This is a genomic window from Bradyrhizobium genosp. P (assembly GCF_049949265.1).
Lineage (GTDB): Bacteria > Pseudomonadota > Alphaproteobacteria > Rhizobiales > Xanthobacteraceae > Bradyrhizobium.
In genome coordinates this window covers 7,617,129-7,643,485 of record NZ_CP188195.1, presented here as the reverse complement: position 1 = coordinate 7,643,485, position 26,357 = coordinate 7,617,129, and the positions used below count along the sequence as shown (strand labels likewise).

General features: G+C 63.1%; 28 protein-coding genes. 22 read left to right on the top strand and 6 right to left on the bottom strand.

Translation table 11 applies throughout. The features are described from left to right. Positions 1-633 (bottom strand): helix-turn-helix domain-containing protein, encoded by a 633-nt coding sequence (locus ACP2YO_RS36670; RefSeq protein ID WP_426435941.1) that lies wholly within the window; start codon positions 631-633, stop codon positions 1-3. Positions 634-864: 231 nt separating this feature from the next. On the opposite strand from ACP2YO_RS36670, the gene ACP2YO_RS36665 reads away from it, so the two are divergent. From ACP2YO_RS36665 to ACP2YO_RS36640, 6 genes are read left to right on the top strand one after another with little or no spacing between them, the layout of a single operon-like run. Then, positions 865-2,559, top strand: coding sequence for a peptide ABC transporter substrate-binding protein (locus ACP2YO_RS36665; RefSeq protein ID WP_426435940.1), 1,695 nt, complete (start codon positions 865-867; stop codon positions 2,557-2,559). Between the two features lie 27 nt (positions 2,560-2,586). Further along, entirely contained in the window at positions 2,587-3,537 is a 951-nt protein-coding gene (locus ACP2YO_RS36660; RefSeq protein ID WP_426435939.1) for an ABC transporter permease, read from the top strand. Positions 3,538-3,540: 3 nt separating this feature from the next. After that, positions 3,541-4,416, top strand: coding sequence for an ABC transporter permease (locus tag ACP2YO_RS36655; RefSeq protein WP_426435938.1), 876 nt, complete (start codon positions 3,541-3,543; stop codon positions 4,414-4,416). A gap of 43 nt (positions 4,417-4,459) precedes the next feature. Further along, positions 4,460-5,788: an NAD(P)/FAD-dependent oxidoreductase gene (locus ACP2YO_RS36650; RefSeq protein WP_426435937.1), complete on the top strand. Its 1,329-nt coding sequence runs from the start codon at positions 4,460-4,462 to the stop codon at positions 5,786-5,788. A 23-nt stretch (positions 5,789-5,811) separates the two neighbouring features. After that, positions 5,812-6,738, top strand: a complete 927-nt coding sequence (locus ACP2YO_RS36645; RefSeq protein ID WP_426435936.1) for a 2-hydroxyacid dehydrogenase — start codon at positions 5,812-5,814, stop codon at positions 6,736-6,738. Between the two features lie 23 nt (positions 6,739-6,761). Beyond that, on the top strand, positions 6,762-8,666 hold the full coding sequence (locus ACP2YO_RS36640) for a dipeptide ABC transporter ATP-binding protein (RefSeq protein ID WP_426435935.1): 1,905 nt from the start codon (positions 6,762-6,764) through the stop codon (positions 8,664-8,666). Between the two features lie 418 nt (positions 8,667-9,084). On the opposite strand, the gene ACP2YO_RS36635 is transcribed toward ACP2YO_RS36640, so the two are convergent. Then, positions 9,085-9,369: a DUF1488 domain-containing protein gene (locus ACP2YO_RS36635; protein WP_426435934.1), complete on the bottom strand. Its 285-nt coding sequence runs from the start codon at positions 9,367-9,369 to the stop codon at positions 9,085-9,087. Positions 9,370-9,408: 39 nt separating this feature from the next. Further along, positions 9,409-9,705 carry a hypothetical protein gene (locus ACP2YO_RS36630; RefSeq protein ID WP_426435933.1) on the bottom strand — a complete coding sequence of 99 codons (297 nt, stop codon included), beginning with the start codon at positions 9,703-9,705 and terminating at the stop codon, positions 9,409-9,411. Positions 9,706-10,021: 316 nt separating this feature from the next. Between ACP2YO_RS36630 and ACP2YO_RS36625 the strand changes: the two genes are divergently transcribed. After that, entirely contained in the window at positions 10,022-10,330 is a 309-nt protein-coding gene (locus tag ACP2YO_RS36625; protein ID WP_426435932.1) for a hypothetical protein, read from the top strand. 82 nt (positions 10,331-10,412) lie between these two features. On the opposite strand, the gene ACP2YO_RS36620 is transcribed toward ACP2YO_RS36625, so the two are convergent. Beyond that, the gene (locus ACP2YO_RS36620; protein ID WP_426435931.1) at positions 10,413-10,598 is read right to left on the bottom strand and encodes a hypothetical protein; all 186 of its coding nucleotides are present in this window, start codon (positions 10,596-10,598) and stop codon (positions 10,413-10,415) included. A gap of 78 nt (positions 10,599-10,676) precedes the next feature. Then, positions 10,677-10,943 (bottom strand): hypothetical protein, encoded by a 267-nt coding sequence (locus tag ACP2YO_RS36615; protein ID WP_426435930.1) that lies wholly within the window; start codon positions 10,941-10,943, stop codon positions 10,677-10,679. Between the two features lie 600 nt (positions 10,944-11,543). Here ACP2YO_RS36615 and ACP2YO_RS36610 point away from each other — a divergent pair. From ACP2YO_RS36610 to ACP2YO_RS36545, 14 genes are all read left to right on the top strand, one after another. Then, the gene (locus ACP2YO_RS36610; protein WP_426443402.1) at positions 11,544-12,836 is read left to right on the top strand and encodes an ABC transporter substrate-binding protein; all 1,293 of its coding nucleotides are present in this window, start codon (positions 11,544-11,546) and stop codon (positions 12,834-12,836) included. A gap of 69 nt (positions 12,837-12,905) precedes the next feature. Next, the gene (locus ACP2YO_RS36605) at positions 12,906-13,880 is read left to right on the top strand and encodes a carbohydrate ABC transporter permease (protein ID WP_426435929.1); all 975 of its coding nucleotides are present in this window, start codon (positions 12,906-12,908) and stop codon (positions 13,878-13,880) included. Further along, entirely contained in the window at positions 13,877-14,854 is a 978-nt protein-coding gene (locus ACP2YO_RS36600; RefSeq protein WP_426435928.1) for a carbohydrate ABC transporter permease, read from the top strand. Before ACP2YO_RS36605 ends, ACP2YO_RS36600 begins: the two co-directional genes overlap by 4 nt. Before the next feature lie 68 nt (positions 14,855-14,922). Then, complete coding sequence (locus ACP2YO_RS36595; protein WP_426435927.1) at positions 14,923-15,051, top strand: hypothetical protein; 129 nt, start codon at positions 14,923-14,925, stop codon at positions 15,049-15,051. Between the two features lie 10 nt (positions 15,052-15,061). After that, positions 15,062-16,159 carry an ABC transporter ATP-binding protein gene (locus ACP2YO_RS36590; RefSeq protein ID WP_426435926.1) on the top strand — a complete coding sequence of 366 codons (1,098 nt, stop codon included), beginning with the start codon at positions 15,062-15,064 and terminating at the stop codon, positions 16,157-16,159. After that, on the top strand, positions 16,152-17,177 hold the full coding sequence (locus ACP2YO_RS36585) for an ABC transporter ATP-binding protein (RefSeq protein WP_426435925.1): 1,026 nt from the start codon (positions 16,152-16,154) through the stop codon (positions 17,175-17,177). The genes ACP2YO_RS36590 and ACP2YO_RS36585 overlap by 8 nt, the downstream gene beginning before the upstream one ends. 12 nt (positions 17,178-17,189) lie before the next feature. Further along, positions 17,190-17,813: a dihydroxyacetone kinase subunit DhaL gene (dhaL, locus tag ACP2YO_RS36580; RefSeq protein WP_426435924.1), complete on the top strand. Its 624-nt coding sequence runs from the start codon at positions 17,190-17,192 to the stop codon at positions 17,811-17,813. After that, on the top strand, positions 17,810-18,202 hold the full coding sequence (gene dhaM / locus ACP2YO_RS36575) for a dihydroxyacetone kinase phosphoryl donor subunit DhaM (RefSeq protein ID WP_426435923.1): 393 nt from the start codon (positions 17,810-17,812) through the stop codon (positions 18,200-18,202). The genes dhaL and dhaM overlap by 4 nt, the downstream gene beginning before the upstream one ends. Positions 18,203-18,233: 31 nt before the next feature. Next, positions 18,234-18,536, top strand: a complete 303-nt coding sequence (locus ACP2YO_RS36570) for an HPr family phosphocarrier protein (RefSeq protein ID WP_426435922.1) — start codon at positions 18,234-18,236, stop codon at positions 18,534-18,536. A 1-nt stretch (position 18,537) separates the two neighbouring features. Further along, the gene (ptsP, locus tag ACP2YO_RS36565; RefSeq protein WP_426435921.1) at positions 18,538-20,154 is read left to right on the top strand and encodes a phosphoenolpyruvate--protein phosphotransferase; all 1,617 of its coding nucleotides are present in this window, start codon (positions 18,538-18,540) and stop codon (positions 20,152-20,154) included. Next, positions 20,147-20,569, top strand: coding sequence for a hypothetical protein (locus ACP2YO_RS36560; RefSeq protein WP_426435920.1), 423 nt, complete (start codon positions 20,147-20,149; stop codon positions 20,567-20,569). Before ptsP ends, ACP2YO_RS36560 begins: the two co-directional genes overlap by 8 nt. A gap of 35 nt (positions 20,570-20,604) precedes the next feature. Further along, complete coding sequence (dhaK, locus tag ACP2YO_RS36555; RefSeq protein ID WP_426435919.1) at positions 20,605-21,588, top strand: dihydroxyacetone kinase subunit DhaK; 984 nt, start codon at positions 20,605-20,607, stop codon at positions 21,586-21,588. A 300-nt stretch (positions 21,589-21,888) separates the two neighbouring features. Beyond that, the gene (locus tag ACP2YO_RS36550) at positions 21,889-23,256 is read left to right on the top strand and encodes a glutamine synthetase family protein (RefSeq protein ID WP_426435918.1); all 1,368 of its coding nucleotides are present in this window, start codon (positions 21,889-21,891) and stop codon (positions 23,254-23,256) included. A 55-nt stretch (positions 23,257-23,311) separates the two neighbouring features. After that, on the top strand, positions 23,312-24,484 hold the full coding sequence (locus ACP2YO_RS36545) for an iron-containing alcohol dehydrogenase (protein WP_426435917.1): 1,173 nt from the start codon (positions 23,312-23,314) through the stop codon (positions 24,482-24,484). A gap of 2 nt (positions 24,485-24,486) precedes the next feature. Here the strand turns inward: ACP2YO_RS36545 and ACP2YO_RS36540 are convergent, their stop codons facing one another. Then, on the bottom strand, positions 24,487-25,680 hold the full coding sequence (locus ACP2YO_RS36540) for a M20/M25/M40 family metallo-hydrolase (RefSeq protein ID WP_426435916.1): 1,194 nt from the start codon (positions 25,678-25,680) through the stop codon (positions 24,487-24,489). 131 nt (positions 25,681-25,811) lie between these two features. Between ACP2YO_RS36540 and ACP2YO_RS36535 the strand changes: the two genes are divergently transcribed. Then, positions 25,812-26,270 (top strand): YybH family protein, encoded by a 459-nt coding sequence (locus ACP2YO_RS36535; protein ID WP_426435915.1) that lies wholly within the window; start codon positions 25,812-25,814, stop codon positions 26,268-26,270. The last annotated feature ends 87 nt before the right edge of the window (positions 26,271-26,357 follow it).

The following is a 26,357-nucleotide window of genomic DNA, read 5'->3' as shown; positions in this document are numbered from 1 at the left end:
TCAACCGGCCGGCGGATCGGCTTGGTGCAGCGTGGTCACCCAGATGACGCGCGCGACCTGCTGTGTCGGATTGTCGAACATGTGCGGCACGATGCTCGGGAAGCGGAAGCTATCGCCCGCCTCGAGCACATGCGCCTGATGGTCGAGCCACAGACGCAGGCTGCCGGACAGGATGTAGCCGGCCTTCTCACCGGTGTGCTGGAAGAAATCGGTGCCCGAAGAGCCGCCCGGATTGAGCGTGAGTTCGTAGAGTTCGAGCTCGCCTTTGCCTGCCGGCGTGAGCGCTTCCTTGACGACGCCGCTGGCGGTGAGCCGAAGCAGCCGTCGATTGCCCTTTCGCACGATGTAGCGCTGAGGTTCGCCGGCATCGCTGGCTTCGAAGAAATAGGAAATCGGCACGTCGAGGGCGATGCTGAGCAGGCGCAGCGTGCGCACGGATGGCATGGCGCGCGCGCGTTCGAGCTGGCTGATCATGCCGGTGGACAGGCCGGTGCGGGTGGCGACGTCCTGAATCGAGAACCCTGCACGCTGGCGGAGGAGTCGCACGGTCTCGCCGAGACGCTGGTCGCCCGCCTCGTCGCGTTCGATCGTTTGGGCGTCCTTGGGAGCGGTCGCGCTGCTGCCGTCACTCATGTCGTTCTCCTGTGCCGTCGTCGCTCAACTGCTCGCCCGCCAGACACCCGGGCAAGTTAGCCTGATTGAACAAATCGACGCGGTCCATCAATAGCATTGACACAAATATTTAGCTGTGATGAAATTTTGATAAGAATATTCATGCTGCCTAAAGCTTGATCACTCGTCCCGCACCTCGCTTGCGAGGTTCGGGCCGCGAAAGCCGATGGCGTGCAGGTACGGAGGCGGGTCATGGCAGACGAAACCGGCAAGTTCGGCGTCCCGGCGCCGAAAATACCCTTCGGCAGTCCTAACCGGCGCCAGTTCATCCAGCTTGGCACGAGCGCTGCGGCGGCATGGACCCTAGCGGGGTCCGCATTTGCGCAGACCGAGCGTCCGGCCAATCCACCAGGCAAGCCGCGTGGGCAGGTGATTGCGGCTCTGTCACAGGAGCCCACGGTCTTTCATCCCCTGATGCCCGGCATCGAGGTCGATCAGGGCGTCTGGTGGCAGGTGTTCTCGCCGCTTTGGTTCATCGACAGCGAGGGCAACTTCGTTCCCGATCTCGCCCGCGAAGTCCCGACCATCGAGAATGGCGGATTGTCGGCCGATGGGTTGACCTGGAAGATCAAGCTGCGCAGCGACGTAAAGTGGCACGACGGCACAGCGTTTACGGCTGATGACGTCAAGTTTTCCCTCGGACTGATCAACAACCCGGACTTCCGCGTGCGCAATCGCGTCGGTCACAGCCTGGTCAAGGACATCGAGGTCGTTGCCCCCGACGAGATCCATTGGCGAATGGAGGCACCCTATTCGCCTTATATGTCGATCCTGTCTCTGACGTTCATCGTGCCCAGGCATATCCTGGAGAAGGTGTCCGACCCGAACAGCTCGCCGTTCAACAATGCGCCGGTCGGGACCGGACCATTTCGCTGGGGCGAGCGCGTGCCCGGCGACCACATTCAGTTGAATGCCAATAGCGCCTACCACGGCAAGGGGCCTTATCTGGAGCGCCTGATCTTCAAATACATCCCCGATCTGACCGTTCTCTACACGCAATTCCGCACCGGTCAGGTCGACTACACCGGCCTGCAAGGCATCCTGCCGAACTTTGTGCAGGAGGCGAAAACGTTGCGCGGCCACAAGATCATCGTCTCCTCGATGGCCTCGGTGGAGCATATCGCACCGAACCTCGAATTCGGCCCTTTCGCCGACCGCGCGGTACGCGAGGCGCTCTATTTCGCGATCAACAAGAAAGCGATCATCGATGCGCTGAACTACGGCCTGCCGGTGCAGACCGAGAGCTTCGTGCCCCAAGAGGCATGGTCGTTCCAGCAAGGGCTGCCGCAGCACGTCTATGATCCTGCAAAAGCCAACGCGCTGCTCGACGCCGCGGGATGGGTCCGGGGCGCCGGCGGCGTCCGCGAGAAAGCCGGCGTCAAGCTCGAATTCACCAACTCGACGACATCCGGCAATGCCGTGCGCGAACAAACACAGCAATTGTTGGTCCAGGATTGGCGTGCGATCGGCGCTGCGATGCGGGTCAACAACATGCCAGCGGCGGTGATTTGGGGAGACTTCTGGCAGCAGTCGAAGTTCAATTCGGTCCTGGTGTCCGTGAACTTCATGCTGGGCAGTGACCCGGACGTGACGCCGCGCTTCGGGTCCGGCGCCATTCCTGCCAAGGGCGGCCGTGGTTACAACACCTATCAATACCAGAGCCCGGAGGCCGACCGGCTGCTCGCCGAGGGCGCCAGGCAGTTTGACCTTGCGCAACGCAAGGTGATCTACGGCGACCTTCAGAAGCTCGTCCGTAACGACCTCGCTATCCTGCCGCTGTTCCAGGGCTTTGTCGCGGAGGGCGTGAAGGAGGGGTTGCAGGGTTTCCGCCCCAACATCAACACCTCGTCCAACTGCTGGAACGTGCGCGAATGGTACTGGGCCTGATGCGTCCGCTCCGCGGGATTAGCTGAAATGGCCCGTTACGTCGCCAATCGCCTGGCGCAGGCGATGATGTTGCTGGTGATCGTTTCCGCGATCGGTTTTGCGATCCTGCATCTGGCGCCTGGCGGTCCACTTTCGCAATACGCGGTCTCGTCGCAAATGTCGCAGGAGGACCTCGATCGCGTCTCCAGGCAGTTGGGCCTCGATCGTCCGCTTCCGATTCAGTATCTCGACTGGTTCGGCCGCATGATTCGAGGTGACTGGGGCCACTCCTACCGGGATGGTGGAGGCGTGCTGTCCGTGATCGGTTCGCATCTCGGTGCCACGTTCGAATTGATGGCGACCGCGACCATCATTGCGGTGCTGCTCGGCTCGTGGATTGGTGTGCTTGGCGCCCTGCGCCGCTATTCGCTGTTCGACACGCTTGCGACCGTTGGCGCCATGATCGCGCTATCCATTCCGACCTTCTGGTTCGGGCTCGTCGCGATCTATGTGTTTTCGGTGAAGCTCGACTGGTTGCCGTCCGGCAACCGGTCGACGATTGGCGACGGCTCGCTGCTCGACCTTCTGTATCATCTGATCGCGCCGGCCTTGGTACTGGCGCTGGTCGAGACCGCGATGTGGGGGCGCTTCATGCGCTCCTCCATGCTCGAGGTCATCAATCAGGATTACATCCGCACGGCGCGGGCCAAGGGGATTCCGGAATGGCGCATCCTGACACGGCATGCATTGCGTAACGCGCTGCTGCCGATGATCACCGTTGCGGGCCTTCAGTTTCCAACGCTGCTCGGCGGCGCGCTGGTCACGGAGACCGTGTTCACCTGGCCCGGCATGGGCCGCTTGTTTCTCGATTCCATCGGTTATCGTGACTATCCGGTGGTGATGGGCATTCTGATGTTCTCGGCGACGATGGTGCTGCTCGGTTCGCTCCTCGCCGACATCCTCTATGCCGTCGTCGATCCACGTATCCGGGTGGGATAGGCGATGAGCACGGCGGTCCTAGCACTCGTCCAGCCCACGCCCGGTCAGGCCGCCTGGCGGCGCTTCCGCCGTCATCGGCTCGCGCTGGCGGGGGCTGTGATCATTCTGGTCCTCGTCCTGGGCTCGACGTTCGGACCTTATCTGCTGCCGTTCGACGATACTTACATCGACGTCATGAAGCGGTTCGCGCCGCCTTTGTCCGGAGCCCATCTCCTCGGCACGGACGAGCTCGGCCGCGACGTGCTGGCGCGGCTGATGATGGGAGGTCGTATCTCGCTCGCAATCGGCATCGTTGCAATGGTGATTGCGATGGCCGTCGGTATCGTCGTCGGCGCGTTCGCCGGATTCTATGGCGGTGTTCCCGGCGCGGTACTGATGCGGCTTGTGGACGCGGTACTGTGCTTTCCGGCGATCTTTCTGCTGCTGGCGCTCGCGGCGCTGACCGAGCCTGGTCTGGTCACGACCACCGTGCTGATCGCGGCCACCGCATGGATGGGCGTCGCCCGTGTGGTAGAGGCTCAGGTCCGCTCGCTTCGGGAGCGCGATTTCGCGGTCGCCGCCATAGCTTTCGGCTCTTCGAACCTGCGGATCATGTTCCGCGAACTGGTGCCCAATGCGATGGCGCCGATCGTGGTGGCGGCCACGCTCAACGTCGCCAAGGCCATCCTGCTCGAATCCTATGTCAGCTACCTCGGCTATGGCATCCAGCCGCCGGCCGCGAGCTGGGGCAACATGCTCAACAATGCCCAGATCTATCTGACCAGTGCGCCCTGGCTCGCGATCGCGCCGGGTGTTGCCATCACGCTTGCGGTGACCAGTTTCAACTTCCTCGGCGACGGGCTGCGCGACGCACTCGATCCGCGGATGAACATCCCATGAAGCGCCAACAGGCTTCGATCAGACTGATTGTCAGGAGAGCATCATGTCCCCCCCGCTCAACCGTATAACCAGCGACGAGCGCTTGCCTGCGCAGGTGGACGTCGTCGTCATCGGCGGCGGCGTCATCGGCGTCTCGGCGGCCTATCATCTGGCGAAGAAGGGGCATTCCGTTGCCCTGGTCGAGAAAGGGCATGTCGGCGCCGAGCAGTCGAGCCGCAACTGGGGCTGGTGCCGCCAGCAGGGCCGTGCGCGCGCCGAGATTCCGCTGGCCCGCGAGGCCCTGCGTCTGTGGGACGACATGCAGAACGATGCCGGTGTCGATGCCGGCTTTCGGCGCACCGGCGTCCTGTTCCTGACCAAGAATCCGCAGGAGCTGGCCGGCTGGGAGAAGTGGGCCGAGACCGCGCGCGAACTGCAGGTTCACTCGTCGATCCTGTCGCCTGCCGAGATCGCCGAGCGCATGCCTGGCAACGCCGAGGCCTGGATCGGTGGCCTGTACACGCCGAGCGACGGGCGCGCCGAACCGTCGATGGCGGTGCCTGCGCTCGCAGCGGCCGCGCGCAAGCACGGCGTGACGATCCATCAGGGCTGCGCCGCGCGCGGGCTCGAGACGCAGGGCGGCCAGGTCAGCGCTGTTGTCACCGAGAAGGGGACCATTCGCGCGCAATCCGTGCTGCTTGCGGGAGGGGCGTGGTCGTCGCTGTTCTGTCGGCGCCACGGCATCGAGCTCCCGATCGGTCTGGTCAACGCAACCGCATGCCGCACCACACCGGGGCCGGAGATCACGTCCGGTGCCCTCGGCACCGACTTCTATTGCATTCGCCGCCGCCTCGACGGCGGCTTCACGCTGGCGCTCCGCAACCGCGGCACGGTGGAGCTGTCGCCGGATCTCTTTCGTTACGCGCGGACCTTCTGGCCGACCTACAAGCATCGCCGCAACGGGCTGAAGCTGTCGTTCGGGAAGTCGTTCTTCGATCAGGTCATGCGTGGCACGAGCTGGAGCTTCGACACGCCGTCGCCGTTCGAAGCGGAGCGCGTGCGCGATCCGGCGCCGGACATGTCGCTGGTCAATTCGGCATTGGCCGCGCTGATCAAGTCAAATCCCGAGCTGAAGGACATCGAAGTCGCGGAAGCCTGGGGCGGCACCATCGATTGCACACCCGATACCATTCCGGTGATCTCGTCCGTCGATGCGCTGCCGGGCTTCTTCCTTGCGACCGGCTTCAGCGACCACGGATTCGGCATCGGTCCGGCGGCCGGCAAGCTTGCCGCCGACATCGCGACGGGCGCTGCGCCGCTGGTCGATCCGGCAGCTTACAGCCATATGCGTCTCATCGATGGCCGGCCGCTCGCGCCGGTCAGCCCGTTCTGAACGCGTTGGATGCGGGCGGCGGCATGACGTTCCTTTACAAGGCAAATGCGGTTCGTGGCGCGGAATGGGCCAGCTTCTTTGCCGAGCGCGCACCCGACCTGCCGTTCCGGCTCTGGCCCGATATCGGCGACCCCGCGCAAGTGCACTATCTCGCAACGTGGGTGCCACCGGACGATATCGCGGCGACCTTCCCTAATCTCAAGCTGATCTTCTCGGTCGGCGCGGGGGTCGACCAGTTCGACGCCTCGAAGGTGCCGGCGTATATCCCGATCGTCCGCATGCTGGAGCCCGGCATCACGGAGAGCATGCTTGACTACGTCACTATGGCGGTGCTCGCACTGCACCGTGATCTCGTGGAGTTCATCGCGCAGCAGCGCGAGCAAATTTGGTGCGAAATCCGGATCACACCGGCCGCGAAACGGCGCGTCGGCGTGATGGGACTGGGTCTGCTTGGCCAGGCCGTGCTGGCGCGTCTCAAAACGTTCGGCTTTCCGCTCGCGGGCTGGAACCGCTCGCCGCGCACCATCGGGGGCGTCACCTGCTATTCGGGCGCGGACGCGCTCGCAGACTTTCTCGCGCAGACCGATATCCTGATCTGCCTGCTGCCTCTGACGGGCGAGACGCGCGGCATTCTGAACGCCGACCTTTTCGAGCGTCTGCCGCGTGGTGCCCGGCTTCTTAACGTCGGGCGAGGCGGTCATCTGGTCGAAGCTGATCTCATCGCGGCTCTCGATCACGGCGCGCTGTCGGCTGCCGTTCTCGACGTCGCCGAACCCGAGCCGCTGCCCGCTGGCCATCCTTTCTGGAGCCATCCGCGGGTTCTCCTGACACCGCACAATGCGAGCATGACGACGCCGGAAACCGCGGTTGAATTCGTGCTCGACACCATCGCTCGCCATCGCCGCGGCGAAGCATTGCCAGGTCGCGTCGATCGTGAACGCGGCTACTGAAACCATGCATTGAAGGCTTCAGGATGAGTATTGGCTCTCGTGGACCTGACCAACCCGCTGCCGCCGCGAAGCCGGCCGGCGAGCCGAGCTCACCTGGCGCACGGCAGAGCCCGGTGCTGTCGATCTCAGGTCTGATCACCTCGTTCATGCGCGATGGGCAATGGGTACCAGTGGTCAGGAACGTGTCGTTCGACGTTGCCGCCAAGGAAACCGTAGCCATTGTCGGGGAGTCGGGCTCGGGCAAGAGCGTTACTGCCCTTTCCATCATGCGGCTTATTTCGCAGGAGAGCGGGCGCATCCAGGGCAGCATCGAGCTGGTCGGCCGCGATCTCCTGACGTTGCCAGAGCTGCGGATGAAGGAGGTGCGTGGCAACGAAGTCGCCATGATCTTCCAGGAGCCGATGACAAGCCTCAATCCGGTGCTGACCATCGGTTTGCAGATCGCCGAAGCGCTGATCTGCCATCGCGGCATGTCGCGCTCGGCAGCCGAGGCCGAGACCGTTCGCCTGCTCGAGCGTGTGCGCATCCCCGCCGCGAAATCGCGTTTCCACGAACATCCCCATCGGTTCTCCGGCGGCATGCGCCAGCGCGTGATGATCGCGATGGCGCTGGCCTGCAAGCCGAAGCTGCTGATCGCAGATGAGCCGACGACCGCGCTCGACGTCACGATTCAGGCGCAGATCCTGGAGCTCCTCAAGGTCCTGCAGGAGGAAGAGGGGATGTCGATCCTCTTCATCACGCACGACATGGGAGTGGTGGCCGAAATCGCCGATCGCACCGTGGTGATGTATGATGGTCAGGCCGTGGAGATCGACACGACGGCGCGGATCTTCGCTGCCCCGGCGCACCCCTATACCCGCGCGTTGCTCGCGGCCGTGCCGCGTCTCGGCTCCATGGAAGGACGGCCGCGGCCGATGCGTTTTCCTGTCGTCGACAAGGTGACCGGGACGTCGGACGAGCCGACGGAGACGCCGGATACAGTCGATGCCGTGGGGCGCCCGGTACTCGAGGTCACCAACCTGACCACGCGCTTTGCGATCCGGTCGGGACTGTTTGGAAGGGTTTCGGGCCGCGTTCACGCGGTCGAGAACGTCTCCTTCAGTCTGCGTGCGGGGGAAACGCTGGCGCTGGTCGGCGAGTCCGGTTGCGGAAAGTCGACCGCAGGCCGATCGATTCTCAAGCTGGTTCAGCCCGACAGCGGCGCCATTCTGGTCGATGGCCAGGATGTTCTCGGCATGAACGCGAGCAGGTTGCGCGCGTTTCGCAAGCACATGCAGTTGGTGTTTCAGGATCCCTTCGCAAGCCTCAATCCCCGCATGTCGGTCGGTTCGGCGATTGCCGCGCCGCTGCATGCCAACGGGCTCGCGTCGTCGTCGCAAGCGCGCGACATCGTTGCCGATCTGCTCGTTCGCGTGGGGCTGACCCCCGACATGGCCTCGCGCTTCCCGCACGAGTTCTCCGGTGGCCAGCGCCAGCGCATCTGCATCGCCCGCGCGCTGACGCTTGGCCCCAAGCTGATTATTGCCGACGAGGCGGTCTCGGCTCTCGATGTCTCAGTCAAGGCCCAGGTCGTCAACCTGATGCTCGACCTGCAGGCGAGCATGGGTCTGGCTTATCTCTTCATCTCCCATGACATCGCGGTCGTGGAACGGATGAGCCATCGCGTCGCGGTGATGTATCTCGGCGAAATTGTCGAGATCGGTCCTCGCGCGGCGGTTTTCGGGAATCCGCAACATCCCTATACGAAAAAGCTGATGAAAGCCGCGCCGATTCCTGATCCTGCGCGCCGTACTGCGAGACGTGGCGTGTCGAACGACGAGATCAGAAGTCCCGTGCGCGCCCCCGACTATCATCCGCCCGCGCGGCAGTACCGCGAGGTCACGCCGGGCCATGTCGTCCAGCTCTGGGGTGACGAATGGCAGAGCTGATCCAGGAAATGCCGCCCTCTGCGCTTTAAGAAATCGATCCGATTCGCCTTATCTGGGCGGTCTCAGTTCGCCGTCGCACCAGCGCAACGCTTCAGAACTGATTGGATCCGCGGCGGCCTGTGCTTGATGCACCAGCCCGCACCTGGTGCACCTCAAGGTCCAATGCTCGAAGCCGGGTCGTCCCGACGCGACATGCAGGATCTCCATATCGCTGGGGCACAACGGACAACGGGGGCGCGCTGTTTCGCGAACCGAAAGCTTGTTTGTGAGTTGCGCGTCGGGCAACGCAAATCTCCCTGTTTGCGGTGGGAGAAAAAATCTGGGTTACCGATGGATATCAAAAGGCCGGGCGATAGTGCGGGAGACCTTACACCCAAAACGCGTTGGCGAATGTTAAATAGTGTACAGAGAGGAAGCGCTATCTCTGTTTCGGGAAATCGATGCTGCGCAAGATGATCCCCGGCGGCGTGCCCTCGAGTTCGGTTGCCCGGTATTTGCCGTCGGCGCAGGCTTCGATGCGCTCACGCAGCCGCATGAACTGTTCCTCGCGCTGTTCTGCTTTCGCTCGAACGGAACCTTCCAGGTCGTCCATCGCAGAAGTCGAGATCGCGCAAGGAACCTCCCTGACGCCATCGAGCATCGAGAACCGGACGACCATCCTGTCGTATTCATATCCGATCAAACGACCAGGCATCAGCGTCATGTGTCCCATTCCTTTCAAAGCGACGTAGCGACCAATACCTCAGCCCTGCTCGGTGAGCCGGGCAAAATCATCAAGGATGGCCGTGACGAGCGCGTGATGCTTGGTATCTTCCTGCGGCAGTCCCGCGGCATATAGCTTCAGGACATAGCGCGCCTTGACGGCCGCCTCCGCCCATGACGTGGCCGGGGACGACAGCAAATGATGTTCGATCTCGGCTCGGCGCTCCCGCAGCTCCCTTGCATGGGTTTCGACCTCAGCCAGCGCACGGCGGAGATCGGTCGCTTTCTTTGCCGCCATGCCGCGATGCTTGTCGAGATCGAGCGGTTCGTCAGACATCGGAAGCGCTCGCGTCAATGCGTTGCGCGTCAGCGATGCCCCTGATGCGGCAGGGGTGCCTGAAGGTAACGACCTCACGTTGGGAGCGGTTGGTCACGCGCCTGCCTTTTCGCGAACGACTACGCCAGCGGTGCCGATGTGGCAGCATGCGCCCCTTCGGCCGCAATAGCCATCGCTATCTTGAAGCGCTTCCCTGCGGCGCGCAGCGTGATTCCGCCGCGGCCGTCGCCGGGCGCTTTAGCGCTCGCTATTGTCGGGATGCCGGCGTACGATCCGAGATCACCGCATTCCTACGGCATTCACCGGTGATTGAGCGTTGCGTGCATATTTCGGCCGCGGCGCGGCGACCGGTGCGCTCGGTAAAGTCAGACGACTTCGGCAGCAAGGCTACTTGCAAGGCCACATGGACGTGAGGATCTGCACCCCGCGCGGGCAAGCCTTATCGTCCGACGAATTCCATTGTTTCGAAGCGCAGGAGAAGACTGAGATGACTAGTAAAGGCGAGCGGCGAGGCGGTCGGGAAGCTAAGAAGCCCAAGAAGGAAAAGATCAAGGTCATTGCTGCGGCACCCAGCCAGAAGGCGGCGAACTGGCAGCCGGGCTCTACCCAAGGCCAGAAGAAATAGCGCTGGTCGCCGGTCAGCGATCGGGCCGGCTGCTACGAGCGGCGCCCATCAACAATGTAGTGCCGCTCGTAGTTGCGCAGCCCTAGCGCTGGTGTCCGAGGCCGATCCCGAGTTGAAGCGCTTTTTGGCGTAGCGCACCGACGGTCCGCTTGGTCGTCTTGGCTATTTTGACGACGGGAGTCCGTGCCTTCGAGTGTGCCTTGAGTTCTTTGATGTCGCTCTTGGTCCACTCGCGCCGCTTAACGCGTTTCTTGGTCGCCTTCTTCACGATCGGTGCTCCTTTGGGTCAGAGCAGGTTTGTTAGCACAGCTTTCCCGTAGTGACGACCGTCGAAAAACAGAGACGATCACAGGAATTCGCGCAGCCGGGCCAATTCAATGACGTGCTCATGCGACAAAACGTCAGTCACCAAAGGCGGCTGCGGCGTGCAGTGGATTTCGTACAGATGTCGCGCCGATGCCGGCTTTGACATGAACGCGCGTATGCAGTCATCGAGCGTACCATCAACGACCACATAGGCACCCGAACCGGGGCGGCGCTCGTTGTTGAGCGATGGCCATTTGCGAAGACTCGCTGACGCCTGGAAATTGATCTGAAGTTCGTCATTCTTCATGCTGGCATGCCCCCGAACTGATACCGGCTCAGTCTAATCCAGTTAGTTGACGTCAACCAGTCGCTGGCTGGTCCGGGCCCTGCTCGCGCTTCCGATGACATCATTGAACGTTCAGTAAAGCCATTTGCTAAACATACGGCTACAGCCAATCGTCTGATTTTCCTGCTGTTTGGATCGGCTGAGTCACTCTCGCCGAGCAGGTCGGCGGTCGTTGGTGCGCGAAATCATCATGTATAATGCTGCATTGCGAACGTCGCGCTTGCGCACGCGAGCGCAGCGAACTTTTCACCCGGCTTGCGGGAAACCGGCTTGACGGCCTCCAAAATTTAGTAATACGTTTAGTTCTACAATAAAAACTAAACATCGCGCATCGAGCCGATGTGGGGAAGGAGCCCATCCTGTCCGGACATGTTTCCGGAAAGGGACCGTCTCGTTCTCCCTCATCGCTCATCAACTCGGATTCAGGTCTCGGCGCCGTCCCTTTCAGGACGCGCCGAACGGGTTTGGTGCTTCAACGATAGGGAGGAAACGGATATGCGAAGATTGAATTGGTTAGGAAATGCAGCAGCGTCGGCGATCCTTGCAGTCGCTGCGTTGGGAATGCTCGGCAGTGGCCAAGCCGCAGCGGAAGGCAAGCAGCTCACCCTGTGCTGGGCGGCATGGGATCCGGCCAACGCCCTGGTCGAACTGGGCAAGGACTTCACCAAGCAATCCGGCATCGAGATGAAATACGAGTTCGTCCCCTGGACGAGCTATGCCGATCGCTTCCTCAACGAGCTCAACTCCCACGGCAAGCTCTGCGACCTGATCATCGGCGACAGCCAGTGGATCGGCGGCGCCGCCGAGAACAAGTGGTACGTCAAGCTCAACGATTTCTTCGACAAGGAGAAGATATCGATGGACGACTTCGTCCCAGCGACGGTCGTCGGCTATTCGCAGTGGCCGAAGAACACGCCGAACTACTGGGCATTGCCGGCCATGGCCGATGCGGTGGGTTGGACCTATCGCAAGGACTGGTTCTCGCGGCCTGACATTCAATCTGCGTTCAAGGCCAAGTACGGCCGCGATCTCGCGCCGCCGAAAACCTATGACGAGTTGAAGCAGATCGGCGAGTTCTTCCAGGGCCGCGAGATAGACGGCAAGAAGGTCTATGGCGCCTACATCTTCACCGAGCGCGGCTCGGAAGGCATCACCATGGGCGTGACCAACGTGCTCTACAATTACGGCTTCAACTATGAAAATCCGAAGAAGCCGTATCAGATGCAGGGTATCGTCAATTCGCCGGAGGCGGCCAAGGGCCTTGAGTTCTACAAGGAACTCTACAAGTGCTGCACCGCGCCCGGCATGACCAACGCCTACATGCAGGAAGGGCTCGATGCCTTCAAGTCGGGTCAGGTGGCGATGCAGATGAACTGGTTCGCCTTCTTCCCCGGTCTCTACAAGGATCCGAATGTTGGCGGCGACAAGATCGGCTTCTTCGTCAATCCGGCGGGTCCCAAGGGACACTTCACCCAGCTCGGCGGCCAAGGCATCTCGGTCGTAGCAACCTCGGACCACAAGGACGACGCGCTCGCCTACATCAAATGGTTCGCGCAGCCCGCCGTGCAGCAGAAGTGGTGGCAGCTTGGCGGCTACTCGGCCCTGAAGGCGGTGGTCGATGCGCCCGATTTCCCGAAGAGCGCAGCGTTCGCACCGCAATTCCTGGAGTCGATGGGAATCGTCAAGGACTTCTGGGCCGAGCCGTCCTACGCGCAACTGCTGCTCGACATGCAGAAGCGGGTGCATGACTACGTCGTCGCCGACAAGGGCACGGCGCAACAGGCGCTCGATCTCCTGGTCAAGGACTGGACCAAGGTCTTCAAGGAGCAAGGCAAGGAAGTCGCGTCGCAATAGACGCGGCAATCCTCCAACCGAACTGCTTCCCCGGGGCGGTGCCTCGGGGAAGCCCCAGCCAGCCAGTCGATGGACCAGATGACGACGATCCTTCAACCTGATCATGCCGCGATGGCTGATGTCAGCGAGCCCGCCAGATCTCGGGCCTCGCGTCGCGCGCGCGGCCTTTCCGACCGAACCATCGCCTGGCTGTTCGTTGCCCCGACGATTCTCCTGTTGCTTGCGATCAACATCTTTCCGCTGGTGTGGATGATCCGGCTGTCCTTCACCAACCTCAATCTCAGCATGTCCTATCTGCCGCTGCGGTTCGTCGGGCTCGACAATTTCAGCGACATCCTGACCGATGAGGACGTCTGGCTCCGGCTGCAGACGACGGCGCAATTCGTGATCTGCTCGGTTGCGCTGCAGGTGTTCATCGGCTTTGGCCTGGCGCTCCTGATCAACCGCCAGTTTCGTGGTCATAGTTTCTGGACCACGATCATCCTGCTGCCGATGATGCTGTCGCCGGCGGTGGTCGGCAATTTCTGGACACTGCTGTTGCAGCCGCAGATCGGGCCGTTCAACTCTCTGATCAGCCTGTTCACCGGTGTGCCGCCGAGCTCGTTCAGCATGACCGGGCAGGTCGCGCTCGCGCCCTGGACCATCGTCCTCGTCGACACCTGGATGTGGGCTCCCTACGTCATGCTGATCTGCCTCGCCGGGCTCCGATCGATTCCCGACTACATCTATGAGGCGGCCGAGGTCGATCGCGCCTCACCCTTGCGGCAATTCTGGTCGATCACGCTGCCGATGGCGGTACCGTTTCTGATGCTTGCGGTGCTGTTCCGTGCGATCGAGAACTTCAAGATGTTCGACATGGTCAATCTCCTGACGTCGGGAGGACCTGGCTCGACCACCGAACTGGTGTCGATCACGCTGAAGCGCGCGGCGTTCGAGAAGTGGCGCACCGGCTATTCCTCCGCGCTCGCCATCATCCTGTTCGTGACCGTGTTCGGTGCCGCCAACATCTACGTCAAAGCGCTCAACAAGGTGAAGCAACGATGACCGCTGCCGTCGCCAAACCCGTCGTGGCCAGGTCCACCGCTCACTCCATCGTCGAAGCCACGCCGCGTGGCAAGGCCGTGGCCGGTGGTCTCGTGATTCTCTACGCCGTGATCACGATCCTGCCGATGCTCTGGATCGTCGCCACCGCGTTCAAGTCGCAGAGCGATGCCATTGCCTATCCGCCCAAGGTGCTGTTCGAGCCGACCCTCGAAGGCTACGTGAACCTGTTTACCGTGCGCACCCGCCAGACGCCTGATTTCATCACCAAGCTGCCGCCGCCGCAGACCTGGTATGACAAGCTCGTGCGCCAGCATGACATGGTCATCGCTGGACCGTCGAAGGTGGTGCCGCGCTTCGTCAACTCGCTGATCATCGGGTTCGGGTCGACGTTCCTGGCGGTGTTTCTCGGCACGCTCGCGGCCTACGCGTTCTCGCGGTTCCGCATTCCTCTCGCCGACGATTTGTTGTTCTTCATCCTCTCGACGCGAATGATGCCGCCGATCGCGGTCGCGATCCCGATCTATCTGATGTACCGAGAGCTCAACCTGACCGACACGCGGCTCGGCATGATCCTGCTCTATACCGCTGTGAACGTCTCGCTCGCGGTCTGGCTGCTCAAGGGGTTCATCGACGAGATCCCGCGCGAGTATGAGGAGGCCGCCCTCGTCGACGGCTATACGCGGCTGCAGGCCCTGCGCAAGGTGGTGTTGCCGCAAGCCGTCACCGGAATCGCGGCAACCGCGATCTTCTGCCTGATCTTCTCGTGGAACGAATATGCCTTCGCGGTTCTCCTGACGAGCGGCGAGGCCCAGACCATGCCTCCATTCATTCCCTTCATCATCGGCGAGGGCGGGCAGGATTGGCCGGCCGTTGCGGCCGCGACCACGCTGTTCGTCCTGCCGATCGTCCTGTTCACCGTGTTGTTGCGCAAGCATTTGTTGCGCGGCATTACCTTCGGAGCTGTGCGCAAATGAGCGATTCTGCGGTTGCCAAAGGCGGGATCGCTCGCTGGTTCCGTCGCGGGCCCTGGGAGGCTGGGGCGATGAGCTTGATCGGGGGCGGCATCTTCATGCTGGTGCAGCCCTGGTCGATCGATCTGTACAGCTATTCGTTCATAACCATCCTAGTCGGTACGATCGGCTTCATGATCGTAAGTCATTTTCCGGAATAGGGCGGCAGACATGGCTCAGATCCGCGTCGAGAGTTTGCGCAAATCGTTCGATCAGTTCACGGCCGTGCAAGGCTCGAACTTCACCATCGACGACGGCACCTTCTTTGCGATGCTGGGGCCGTCCGGCTGCGGCAAGACCACCACGCTGCGCATGATTGCGGGGCTGGAACTGCCGACCGAAGGCAGCATTCTGCTGGATGGCGAGGACGTGACGTTCCGCCGTGCGGCGGCGCGCGACATCGCGTTCGTCTTCCAGCTCTTCGCGCTCTACCCACATATGAATGTCGCGCAAAACATCGGCTTTCCCCTGAAATGCCAGGGCATGGGTCGACGTGAGATTCACGAGCAAGTGCAGGAGACCGCGCGGCTGTTGCGGATCGAACATCTGCTGTCGAGCAAGACGTCGAAACTGTCGGGCGGGGATCGGCAGCGGGTCGCGCTCGGGCGCGCCATGGTCAGGCGGCCGAAGGCTTTTTTGATGGACGAGCCGCTGGGCGCGCTTGACGCCGAGTTTCGTCATCTGATGTGCGGTGAGCTTCGTGATTTGCACGACCGCATTGGTGCGACCACGGTCTACGTGACGCACGACCAGCTCGAGGCGATGTCGATGGCGGATCAGATCGCCGTCATGAACAAGGGACACGTCGAGCAGATCGGCTCGCCGCAGGAGATCTATGACCGGCCCGCGAGCATGTTCGTGGCCGACTTCATCGGCTCGCCGCCCATGAACTTTCTGCGCTTTGAGGGCGGCCTGCACTCCGGTGATCGGGCGATCAGGTTCCATGACACGCGGATCGCGGTCCCGGAGATCCGCGAGGACCGCGCGAGCGGCGAACTCGCGCTCGGGATCCGTCCGGAGCATATCCGCTTCGCCGACGCGGCGCCCGTCCGCGGCGAGGTGTTCGGCGCTGAATATCTCGGCACCACGCAGATTGTCACCGTCGACACGGCGCATGGACGCGTCGCGGCGCGGCTGCCGTCGAGCGCGTCGGTGCAGATCGGCGAGACGGTCGGTCTTGAATTCCGTTCCGAGAGGGTCGCGCTGTTCGACGTCGGCAGCGGCCTCGCCATTCGGACCGCCAACGAGGAGCGCGCACGACATGGCTGACGTCGTCCTGCGCAACATCAGCAAGCGCTTCGGCACGGTGGAGGCGGTGCGCGAGCTCTCGCTGACGATCAACGACGGAGAATTCATGGTCCTGCTGGGCCCAAGCGGCGCCGGCAAGACGACGACGCTGCGGCTCATCACCGGGCTTGAGAGTCCCGACACCGGCTCGATCATGATCAACGGGCGCGACATGACGCATGAACCGCCAGGGTCTCGGGATATCGCGTTTGTGTTCCAGCAATATTCGCTGTATCCGCATCTCACGGTCTACGACAATTTGGCGTTTCCGATGCGCTCGCCCGCGCGGCGGGTGCCGGAGCCAATGATTCGCAAGCGCGTTGAGCAGACGGCGGAGCTGTTGCATATCGAAAGCAAGCTGAACAACCGTGCAACGCGCCTGTCCGGTGGCGAAATGCAGCGGGTGGCCATCGGCCGCGCGCTGGTGCGCGATCCCGCGATCTACCTGATGGACGAGCCGCTCTCGTCGCTGGATGCGAAGCTCCGCGCGGAGCTCCGTCTCGAGCTGAAGCGGATCCAGCGCGAGCTTGGCGCAACCATTCTCTACGTGACCCACGATCAGGTCGAGGCCATGACGATGGCCTCCCGGATCGGCGTGATCAGGGATGGCCAGTTGCTTCAGCTCGGCACGCCGCGGGAGATCTATGAAAATCCCTCCAGCCTCTATGTGGCCTCGCGGCTCGGCACGCCCCAGATCAACGTCCTACCGGCTCGTCTGTTGTCCGAGATGCCGATACCGCCGGGAACGGAGACTGTCGGCATCCGCACCGAGCATCTGCAGATCGGGGCGCGCAACGGTGGCCAGATGATCGGTCGCGTACACCGCGTCGAGCACCTCGGCGAACAGAATCACGTTCACCTGGACTATAAGGGGCAGATGCTGGTGACTCTTGCGGATCCGCATCAGCCGCTGCAGGCCGGCCAGGAGGTCGAGTTGCATCTTGTGCATCCGCTCTGTTTCGATCACGCGGGGCAACGTATCCCTGCGATGGTTCACTAGAGGATCAAGTCGATGTCACTGCAACCTGAGACGTTCAAATCGCTGGTCAAGGTGGCCGCGGAGCAGGTCATCGCCAGCGCGCCGGAGCTGACGACCCTGGATCAGGCGATTGGCGACGGCGATCACGGAACGAACATGAAGCGCGGATGCGAAGCTGTGCTCGGCAAGCTCGACGCGATCTCCGCACAGCCGCTCGATGAAGCGCTGAAGATGATCGGCAAGACCCTGGTGATGACGGTCGGCGGCGCCTCCGGGCCGCTTTACGGCAGCTTTTTTCTCGCCGCGGGCGAAGCACTCTCGCATGACAAGCATTTGCCTGACGATCTCGCTGACGTCTTTGGCAACGCCGTGAACGCGGTCAGCGCGCGCGGCCGCTCGCACGTCGGCGAAAAGACGATGCTGGATGTGCTTGTTCCCGTGCTGGAGACATTGAAGAGCGCGGCTGGTCAGCCTGATCTGATCGCGCGGGTCCGGACCACGGCAGCCGATGCGCTTGAGCGGACCGCGCCGATGCAGGCGACCAAGGGACGGGCGTCGTTCCTCGGAGCGCGCAGCATCGGACACGTCGATCCCGGCGCACGTTCGAGCTACCTGCTCGTGCAGGCAGTCTGCGCGAGCCTGGAGGAGAAGCCATGACCGAAACCGTGAGTATCGTGATCGTCTCGCACTCCCAGGACATCGCCAAGGGTACTGCCGACATGGTGCGGCAGATGGTCGGCACCGAGGTCAAGGTGGCTTTCTGCGGCGGTGATCCCGACGGCGGATTGGGTACCAGCGTTCCCCTGATCATCGACGCCATCAACAATGCGTGGTCGGCGAAGGGCGTTGCTGTCCTCGTCGACCTTGGCGGCGCCGAGACCAACAGCGAGATGGCGGTTGAAATGCTGGAACCCGCGCGCCGCGATCTCGTCGTCGTATGTAACGCGCCGATCGTCGAGGGCGCTGTGATGGCGGCAACCGAGGCAGCGGGCGGCAGCTCACTGGCCCAGGTGAAGGCCGTGGCCGAGGAACTCTCTGCCGACTGACCTGTCGGCGAAGCGATGATGGAATATGAGCATGCTGGACAAAGCGGACGGACAGATATTCACCGGCAATGTACGGCTGGTGCACGCGGTGGGCATGCATGCGCGCCCGGCGGTCAAGTTGACCAAGCTTGCCAAGAAGTTCCAGGCCCAGATTTCCGTCCGGGTCGCCGGCGCGGCCGATTGGATCAATGCCAAGAGCGTGGCCAAGATCATGGCGATGCGCGCAGCACACGGCAGCACGATCGAGATCGAGGCGTCGGGCAGTGACGCGGAGGCCGCCGTTGCGGCGCTGGTCGACCTGATCGAAACCGATTTTCCCGACGGGGCTTCCTAGCATGCAGGGCGGTGCTGCAGGATTGGCCTATCGCGGCAGGACCGCCTCGATCGGCTTTGCCCGTGGTCCATTCGTGCGGATCGATGCCGGCACGAAAGGCGAGCGTGTCGCGGGCAATTTGGCTGAGGAAGCGCTTGCGCTTCGTGCTGCGATCGACACGGCAAGCGGGCAGATCGCGGATTTGGCCGGAATCGCCGGCGGCGAAGCCGCGCAGATTCTCGAATTCCAGGTCGCGCTGCTGGAGGATGAGGACCTCGTCGAGGCGATCTTCGCGTCGATCGGCGACGGCGATCCGGCCGACGTCGCGTGGCGTTCGGCGCTCGACGCGCAGATCGCAGATTACAATTCGGCGCCGGATGAATATTTAAAGGCACGCTCCTCGGATCTTGCGGACCTGCGCGACCGCGTCATCAACATTCTGCGGGGAGGCGTGGGCCACGCTCCGACCATTCCGAGCGGTGCCATCGTCTGCGCCGAGGATCTGCCGCCCTCGCGATTCCTGGAGATCGACTGGTCCGGCGGCGGCCTGGCGCTGTTGGGCGGCAGCCCCACGAGCCATGTCGCGATGCTGGCACGCGCGCGCGGCATCCCCATGGTCGTGCAACTCGGCACAATTCCGGATGCCGGGACAACGGCACTCCTCGACGGCGAGGGGGCGACGCTCGAACTCGATCCCAGCGCGGAGCAGGTCCGCCTGTTCGAGAAGCGGCACGAGAGCCATCGCAAGAGCAGGGCATCTGCGCGCGCGATCCTGCGACGGCCGACGGCATCGTGGCGCGGCGAGCGGATCAAGCTGCTCATCAACATCCAGCGCGTCGGCGATCTCGATCACGCAGATGCGCAATATGCCGACGGCATCGGCCTGATGCGCACCGAGTTCCTGCTGACCGAGCGTGGCGGTCTGCCCGACGAGGAGACGCAATTCCAGGCCTACGATGCGGTGTTGCGTTGGGCCGACCGGCGCCCGGTCACCATCCGGACGTTTGACGCGGGCGGCGACAAGCCGGTGGCCGGCTTTACTCCGGATGGCGAGGCCAATCCCTTCCTCGGGGTTCGCGGCTTGCGGCTTTGCCTGGCCCGGCCCGAGATATTTGCCGTTCAGCTCCGCGCACTGGCGCGGGCCGCGGTGCATGGAAACCTCAAGGTCATGTTTCCGATGGTTACGTCGGCGGACGAGCTGGAGGCGGGGCGGAAGCTGTTCGCCGGCGTCGTGCAGCGCTTGCAGGCGGACGGTGTTGCCGCGATGCTTCCCGACTTGGGAATCATGGTCGAAGTCCCGGCGGCGGCCCTCGCAATCAAGAGCTTCAAGGCCGCGTTCTTCTCGATCGGCTCGAACGATCTTGCGCAATATGTGCTTGCCTGCGATCGCTCCAATGGAGCTCTCGCGTCCCTGATGGATCCGCTGCATCCGGCCGTGCTGGAACTGATTGCGAGGACTGCGGAGCACGGGCGGCGCACAGGGACCAGCGTCAGCCTGTGCGGCGACATGGCCGGCGATCCGGACTGTCTTCCGGCATTGCTGAATTGTGGCCTGCGCGAGCTTTCCGTGAACGCATCGGCGCTCGCGCAGATCAAGCAGACGATCGACCGGCTGAGCAGCGGAGGCAGCCTTGGCTGACACGGCGACCGATGAACCCGCCGAAGCCGGCGCTGTTGCGGTCTACAAGCGCATCTTCAAGGAGGTGCTGGAGAGCCGTCCGTCAGGCATGCGACTTCGTCTTGCGCACGCCATGGGCAAGAACCGCAGCTTTGTCAGCCAGATCAGCAATCCCGCCTATCCGGTGCCGATACCTGTGCAGCATCTCAATACGATCTTCGATGTCTGCCACTTCCCGCCGCAGGCGAAGAGCGCCTTCCTGCGTGCCTATGCCCGCGCGCATCCGCGCCGGATCGGCCGGCTGAGCGAAGGATCGCACGAGCGGACCTTGACGCTGCACTTGCCCGATCTCGGCAGCGCGAAGCGGAACAACGAACTCGATGCGCTGCTCCAGGAATTCACACGACGCTTGATCGCCATCATGCGAGAAAAGTAAGCGTGAGGTCAGAAAAAGAGGATCGGGAGGAAACAATGAAGAAGTTCATCAATTCGGTCGACGGCGTGCTCGCAGAGAGCCTCGACGGCTTTGCAGCCGCGCATGCCGATCTCGTCACGCTCGGCGCGGAGCGGAAATTCGTGCGGCGCCGTGAGCTGAGTCCGAAGAAGGTCGCGCTCATATCGGGCGGCGGCAGCGGGCATGAGCCGCTGCATGCCGGCTTCGTTGGCTATGGCATGCTCGACGCCGCCTGTCCCGGACAGGTGTTCACCTCGCCGACGCCGGATCAGATCGTCGAGGCGGCGCAGGCGGTCGCGGGCGAGGCCGGCGTCCTGTTCATCGTGAAGAACTATGCGGGAGACCGCATGAACTTCGAAATGGCGACGGAGATCGCTGAGGGCCGTACCGCCACCATCATGACCGATGATGACGTCGCGGTCGAAAACTCGAGCTATACCATCGGGCGCCGCGGCGTGGCCGGGACCTTGATCGTCGAGAAGATCGTCGGAGCAGCAGCCGAGAACGGCGCCGATCTCGCGGCCTGCGTTGCGCTCGGCGAGCGCGTCAACGCGCGAACACGCTCGATGGGGGTAGCGCTGACGAGTTGCACGGTCCCGGCGGCAGGCACGCCGACCTTTGTGCTCGCCGAGGACGAGATGGAGATGGGGGTCGGCATCCACGGCGAGCCGGGACGTCGTCGGGTCAAGCTGGAGCGGGCCGATGCGATCGCCTCCGAGATGACGACGGCCATCGCTGATGATCTCGACGCACGGGCCGGAACCGAGGCTCTGCTACTCGTCAACGGATTTGGTGGGACGCCGATGATCGAGCTCTATCTGATGTACAATGCGGCGCGCCGGATGCTGGAGAAGCGCGGCTTACGCATCGCCCGCTCGCTGGTCGGCAGCTTCGTCACGTCGCTGGATATGGCCGGCTGCTCGCTCACCGTCAGCCTGCTCGACACCGAGACGACTTCGCTCTGGGATGCCCCCGTGCGCACGGCCGCCTTGAAGTGGTGATCGCGGTCGTGAGCTGCGAGTGCGGGCGGCCTCCGTCCTGACGCAAGATCGCCCAGGGAGTCGGCTCAGGCGCGTTCGGCGGGCCGCCAAGCGCTCGGTGCCGGAGCCAGCTCATTGACCGGCTGCGTCATCGAGGTATTCTCACGGGAGCGGCCGGGCTCTTCGGTAATACGCTGAGGATCCGTCCCCCGCTTTGTTTCACCAAGGACCATGCGGACATCTTCGTCGCCGCTTGCGACGAAGTCCTGCGCGAGGTTTGTCCGGCCTGATCATCGTCCAGCCCAAAGAGACCCGCAGCCCATGGATTCGAGAAGCGTAAAAACTGCCGCAGATGCCCGCTCGCTGGTCGAGGCGCGTGGCCTGTCCCACGTCAAGCTCGGGGTGGTGGACCTCGACGGAGTCATTCGCGGAAAATACCTGGTGCGCGATAAATTCTTCAACGCGCTGGAGCAGGGTTTCAAATTCTGCGACGTCATCTTTGGCTGGGATTCCGCCGACCAGCTCTACGACAAGTCCGCGTTCACCGGCTGGCACACCGCATTTCCCGATGCGACCGCACGCATTGATCCGGCGACCTGCCGCGATCTTCCGGACGAAGACAATATGCTGTTCTTCCTCGGCGAGTTCGAGGGCACCGCCGCCGATCTGTGTCCGCGGCGCCTGCTCGGCCGCGTCATCGAGCGTGCTGCCGCGATGGGGCTTGCCGCGACCGTCGCGGCCGAGTTCGAATTCTTCGTGTTCGACGAAACGCCGCACAGTATCAGGGAAAAGGGCTATCGCGACCTGAAGAACCTGACGCCGGGCTGGTTCGGCTATTCGATGCTGCGGGCCTCGGTCGAGTCGGAATTTTACAAGTCGCTGCTCAAGCTTTGCGACGACATGGATATACCGATTGAGGGGCTTCATACCGAAACCGGACCGGGCGTTCTGGAGGCGGCGATCCATTATACGGATGCGCTCGCCGCCGCCGACCGCGCGGTGCTGTTCAAGACGTTCGCCAAGGTCTGGGCGCAGCGCCGCGGCAAGATGATGACTTTCATGGCCAAGTGGTCGAATGCCTATCCGGGGCAGTCCGGCCATCTGCACTTTTCGCTGCGCGATGCCGAAGGCAAGCCGGTGTTTCACCAGGATGGACGGCCGGGCAACATGTCGGACACCATGCGCTGGTTCGTCGGCGGCCAGCAGGCCCTGATGCCCGAATTGCTGGCGATGGTGGCCTCCACCGTGAACAGCTACTCGCGCCTAATCCCGGGCTTCTGGGCACCGACCGACGCCACCTGGGGAATCGAAAACCGGACCTGCGCGCTGCGTGTCATTCCAGGTTCCCCGTCGAGCCAGCGCGTCGAGTACCGGATCGCTGCCGCCGACATCAATCCGTATGTTGCAATCGCTGCGGCGCTTGGTTCTGGCCTATGGGGGATCGAGAACAGGATCGAACCCAGCGAGCCCATCACGGGGAATGCCTATGACGTGACGCATCCGGCTGCGCGCGCTCTGCCGCGCACGCTGGCAGAAGCCGCCGACCGGCTGGTCGGGTCGTCGGCCGCCCGCAATCTGTTCGGCGATGTCTTCGTCGATCACTATGCCATGACCCGGCACTGGGAGGAGCGCGAATTCCGCAAAGCGATCACCGACTGGGAACTCGCGCGCTATTTCGAGATCATCTGAAGCAGGCCTTGGCCTCAAATCGTTTCACCTTCGCATCGAACACTGAGAGCACGATATGGCAGTTCAAATCACCGGGGCCTGGAATTTTCCGACACGTATCGTCACGGGCCCCGGGCGCATTGCCGACCTTCCCGACGCGTGCCGGGCCAACGGCATCGCGAGGCCGTTGCTGGTGACTGACCGGGGCCTTGCGGAGAACGATCTGATCGCCGGCATTGTCCGGCGCGTTCGCGATGCCGGAATTCCGATCAGCGTCTTCTCGGACGTGAAGGGTAATCCCACCGAATCGAACTTGAACGCCGGTGTTGCCGCCTTCAAGGCCGGCGGCCATGACGGTGTTATCGCGGTGGGTGGCGGATCGGCGCTGGATGTCGGCAAGTGCGTGGCATTCATGGTGGCGCAGTCCCGCCCGGTGTGGGATTTCGAGGACGTCGGCGATTGGTGGACCCGGGCCAACACTGACGGTATCGCCCCGATCATCGCGGTGCCGACCACCGCCGGGACCGGCTCGGAAGTCGGCCGGGCGGGTGTGATCACCCGCGAAGATACCCACGAGAAGAAAATCATCTTTCACCCCCTGATGATGCCAAGGATTGCCATCGAGGATCCTGAACTTGCCGTCGGCCTTCCGCCGTTCCTGACGATGGCGACCGGAATGGACGCGCTCGCCCACTGCTTCGAGGCGTATTGTGTACAGGCGTTTCATCCGCTCGCCGACGGTATCGCGCTAGAGGGACTCAGGATTATCGACACCTACCTGCCGCGTGCCGTCGAGAATGGCCGGGATCTCGAAGCCCGCGCCTACATGTTTGCGGCGGCTTCGATGGGGGCCACGGCGTTTCAGAAGGGGCTGGGCGCGATCCATTCGGTCTCCCATCCGGTCGGTGCGCGTTACGATACCCATCACGGCCTCACCAACGGCGTGGTCTTTCCGTATGTTCTGGTCTGCAACAGGACGGCGATCGCCGACAAGATTCCACACGTCGCCCGCGCGCTCGATCTGCCGGGCCGCGATTTCGATGCGGTCCTCAATTGGATACTTGCGTTTCGGAAAAGGCTCGGCGTGCCGCATACGCTCGCGGGGCTCGGCGTCAAGGAAGCCAATGCGAAGGCGATCGCGGCCGACGCGGTGAAGGATCCGACCGCAGGCTCCAATCCGCGGCAACTGACCGAAGCGGAGTTCGAGCAGCTGACGCTTGCGGCTATCCGCGGCGACCTCGGAGGCTAGCCTCACCGCATCGTCGCGAGCTGCACCGCAAGCGCACACGCCCGGTCGTACTCGTCCAGATTGATCCACTCGTCGATCGTGTGCACGTCGTTCTGCCCTGCGCCGAAGGTGACGGTCGGAACACCGTGACGGACCATCCAGTTGGCGTCGAGCCCGCCATTCGCGGAGCGGATGATTGGCGTTCCTCCAATGCCGGACACCGCCGCGACCGCGCGCTTGACCGCGGGCAGGCTGTCCTTCATGCGGAACGGATAGTAGTCGGTCTCGGCCTTGAACTTGACGCGGCCTGATTTGCCATCGCTGTTCTTGACGCGCTTTGCAGCCTTCGCGAACGCCGCCTTGTAGGCCCTGGTGATCTCTCGGAAGAAGGTCCGGTCGTGGCTGCGGCTTTCGCCATGCACCTTCACATAATCGGTAACGACGTTGGTGGCATCTCCGGCCGGCCGGCCGTCGCCGCCGGTGACGGGGCCGACATTGCTGGTACCCTTTCGCTTGCCTTTGACGACCTTGCCGAACCAGCCACCAGCCCTCACGTCGGCGAGCGCAAGCGCGAGGATCATGGTCGAGCTGATCCCGCGCTCCGGCGCGACGCCGGCATGCGAGGCACGGCCAAAAATCTCGACCTGCCAGCGATCCGCGCCGACGGCGCCGATGGTGACGTTGGAGGCTGAGCCGCCGTCGTAGTTGAAGGCCATGACCGGGGAGCCAAGCTCCGCGGTCTTGACGTGGCGCGCGCCCCATAGCCCGCTTTCCTCCCGCACGCAGAACAACAGCGTGATTGGCGGATGATCGAGCTTCTGCTTCGCAAGCTCGGCGGCCAGTGTGACGAGAACGCCGCAGCCGGCGCGGTTGTCGCCGCCGAGCGCGGTCTTCGCATCGTTGACGATCTTCCGGCCGGCAAGCTTCGGCTTGGCTCCGGCACACAGCGGGACGGTGTCCATGTGGGTCATGAACATGATGCGCGGCTGGTTGTGCATCGCGCCACGGCCGGGCAGATCGATAATGAGGTTGCCGGTTTCGGTCGGCACAGGAATCCGCGTGTTCGCGTCGTCGAGGCGGATCGCGGCCGCCGGCACGCCGCTTTCTTTCAGCGCCTCGGTGAGCTCGCGCCCTATCGCTGCCTCCTTTCCAGTCACACCCTCGACAGCGAGGAAGCGCATGAGGCGGTCAGTGGCGGCCTGGGTGTCGACGGACATGACGATCCTTTTGATGAGCGAGGCGCGCGAGCATCCCTTGCGACGCCTATCCGACACGAGTCCGCCGTCTTTCAGGGCGGCTATTCCTTGTGTAGAATAGTGCCACCGACGACGGATAGCGAGGATGTCCCATGAGCCTGCCGCAAGCCTCGCCTGAGGATCTTGCCGCCGTCAAGGTCTGGTTTGGCGAACTCGCAGAGCATGTGCGCTCGGTCGATTTTGCCGCGGCACGCCATCTCTTTGCCGAGGATTTTGTCGCCTTCGGCACCTTCACCGACTTCATGATCGGGCGCGAGCTCGCCGAAAGCAATCAATGGCGCAACGTCTGGCCCACCATCGACGGTTTCGTCTGGCGGCTCGACGATGCAAAGGCGCTGGTCTCGCCGGACAGGCTGTTTGCGGTCGGGCTCGCGGTATGGGATTCGACCGGTTATCATCCTGACGGCAAACCCTTCGACCGCAAGGGTCGCGCCACCGTTGCCTTCACCCGCGCCAAGGTCGGCGATCCCTGGGCCGCGACGCACACGCATATGTCACTGTTCCGCGGCACGCCCGACGTCTCGCACGGGAAGATACCGTCGAAGAGTTGATATGGGCAAAGGGCCGGCCTTGCCCTGAGCGAAATGGCTCTCTTCATTATCACGTGGCTGATAGAAACCGCGCATGGTAGCTCTCGC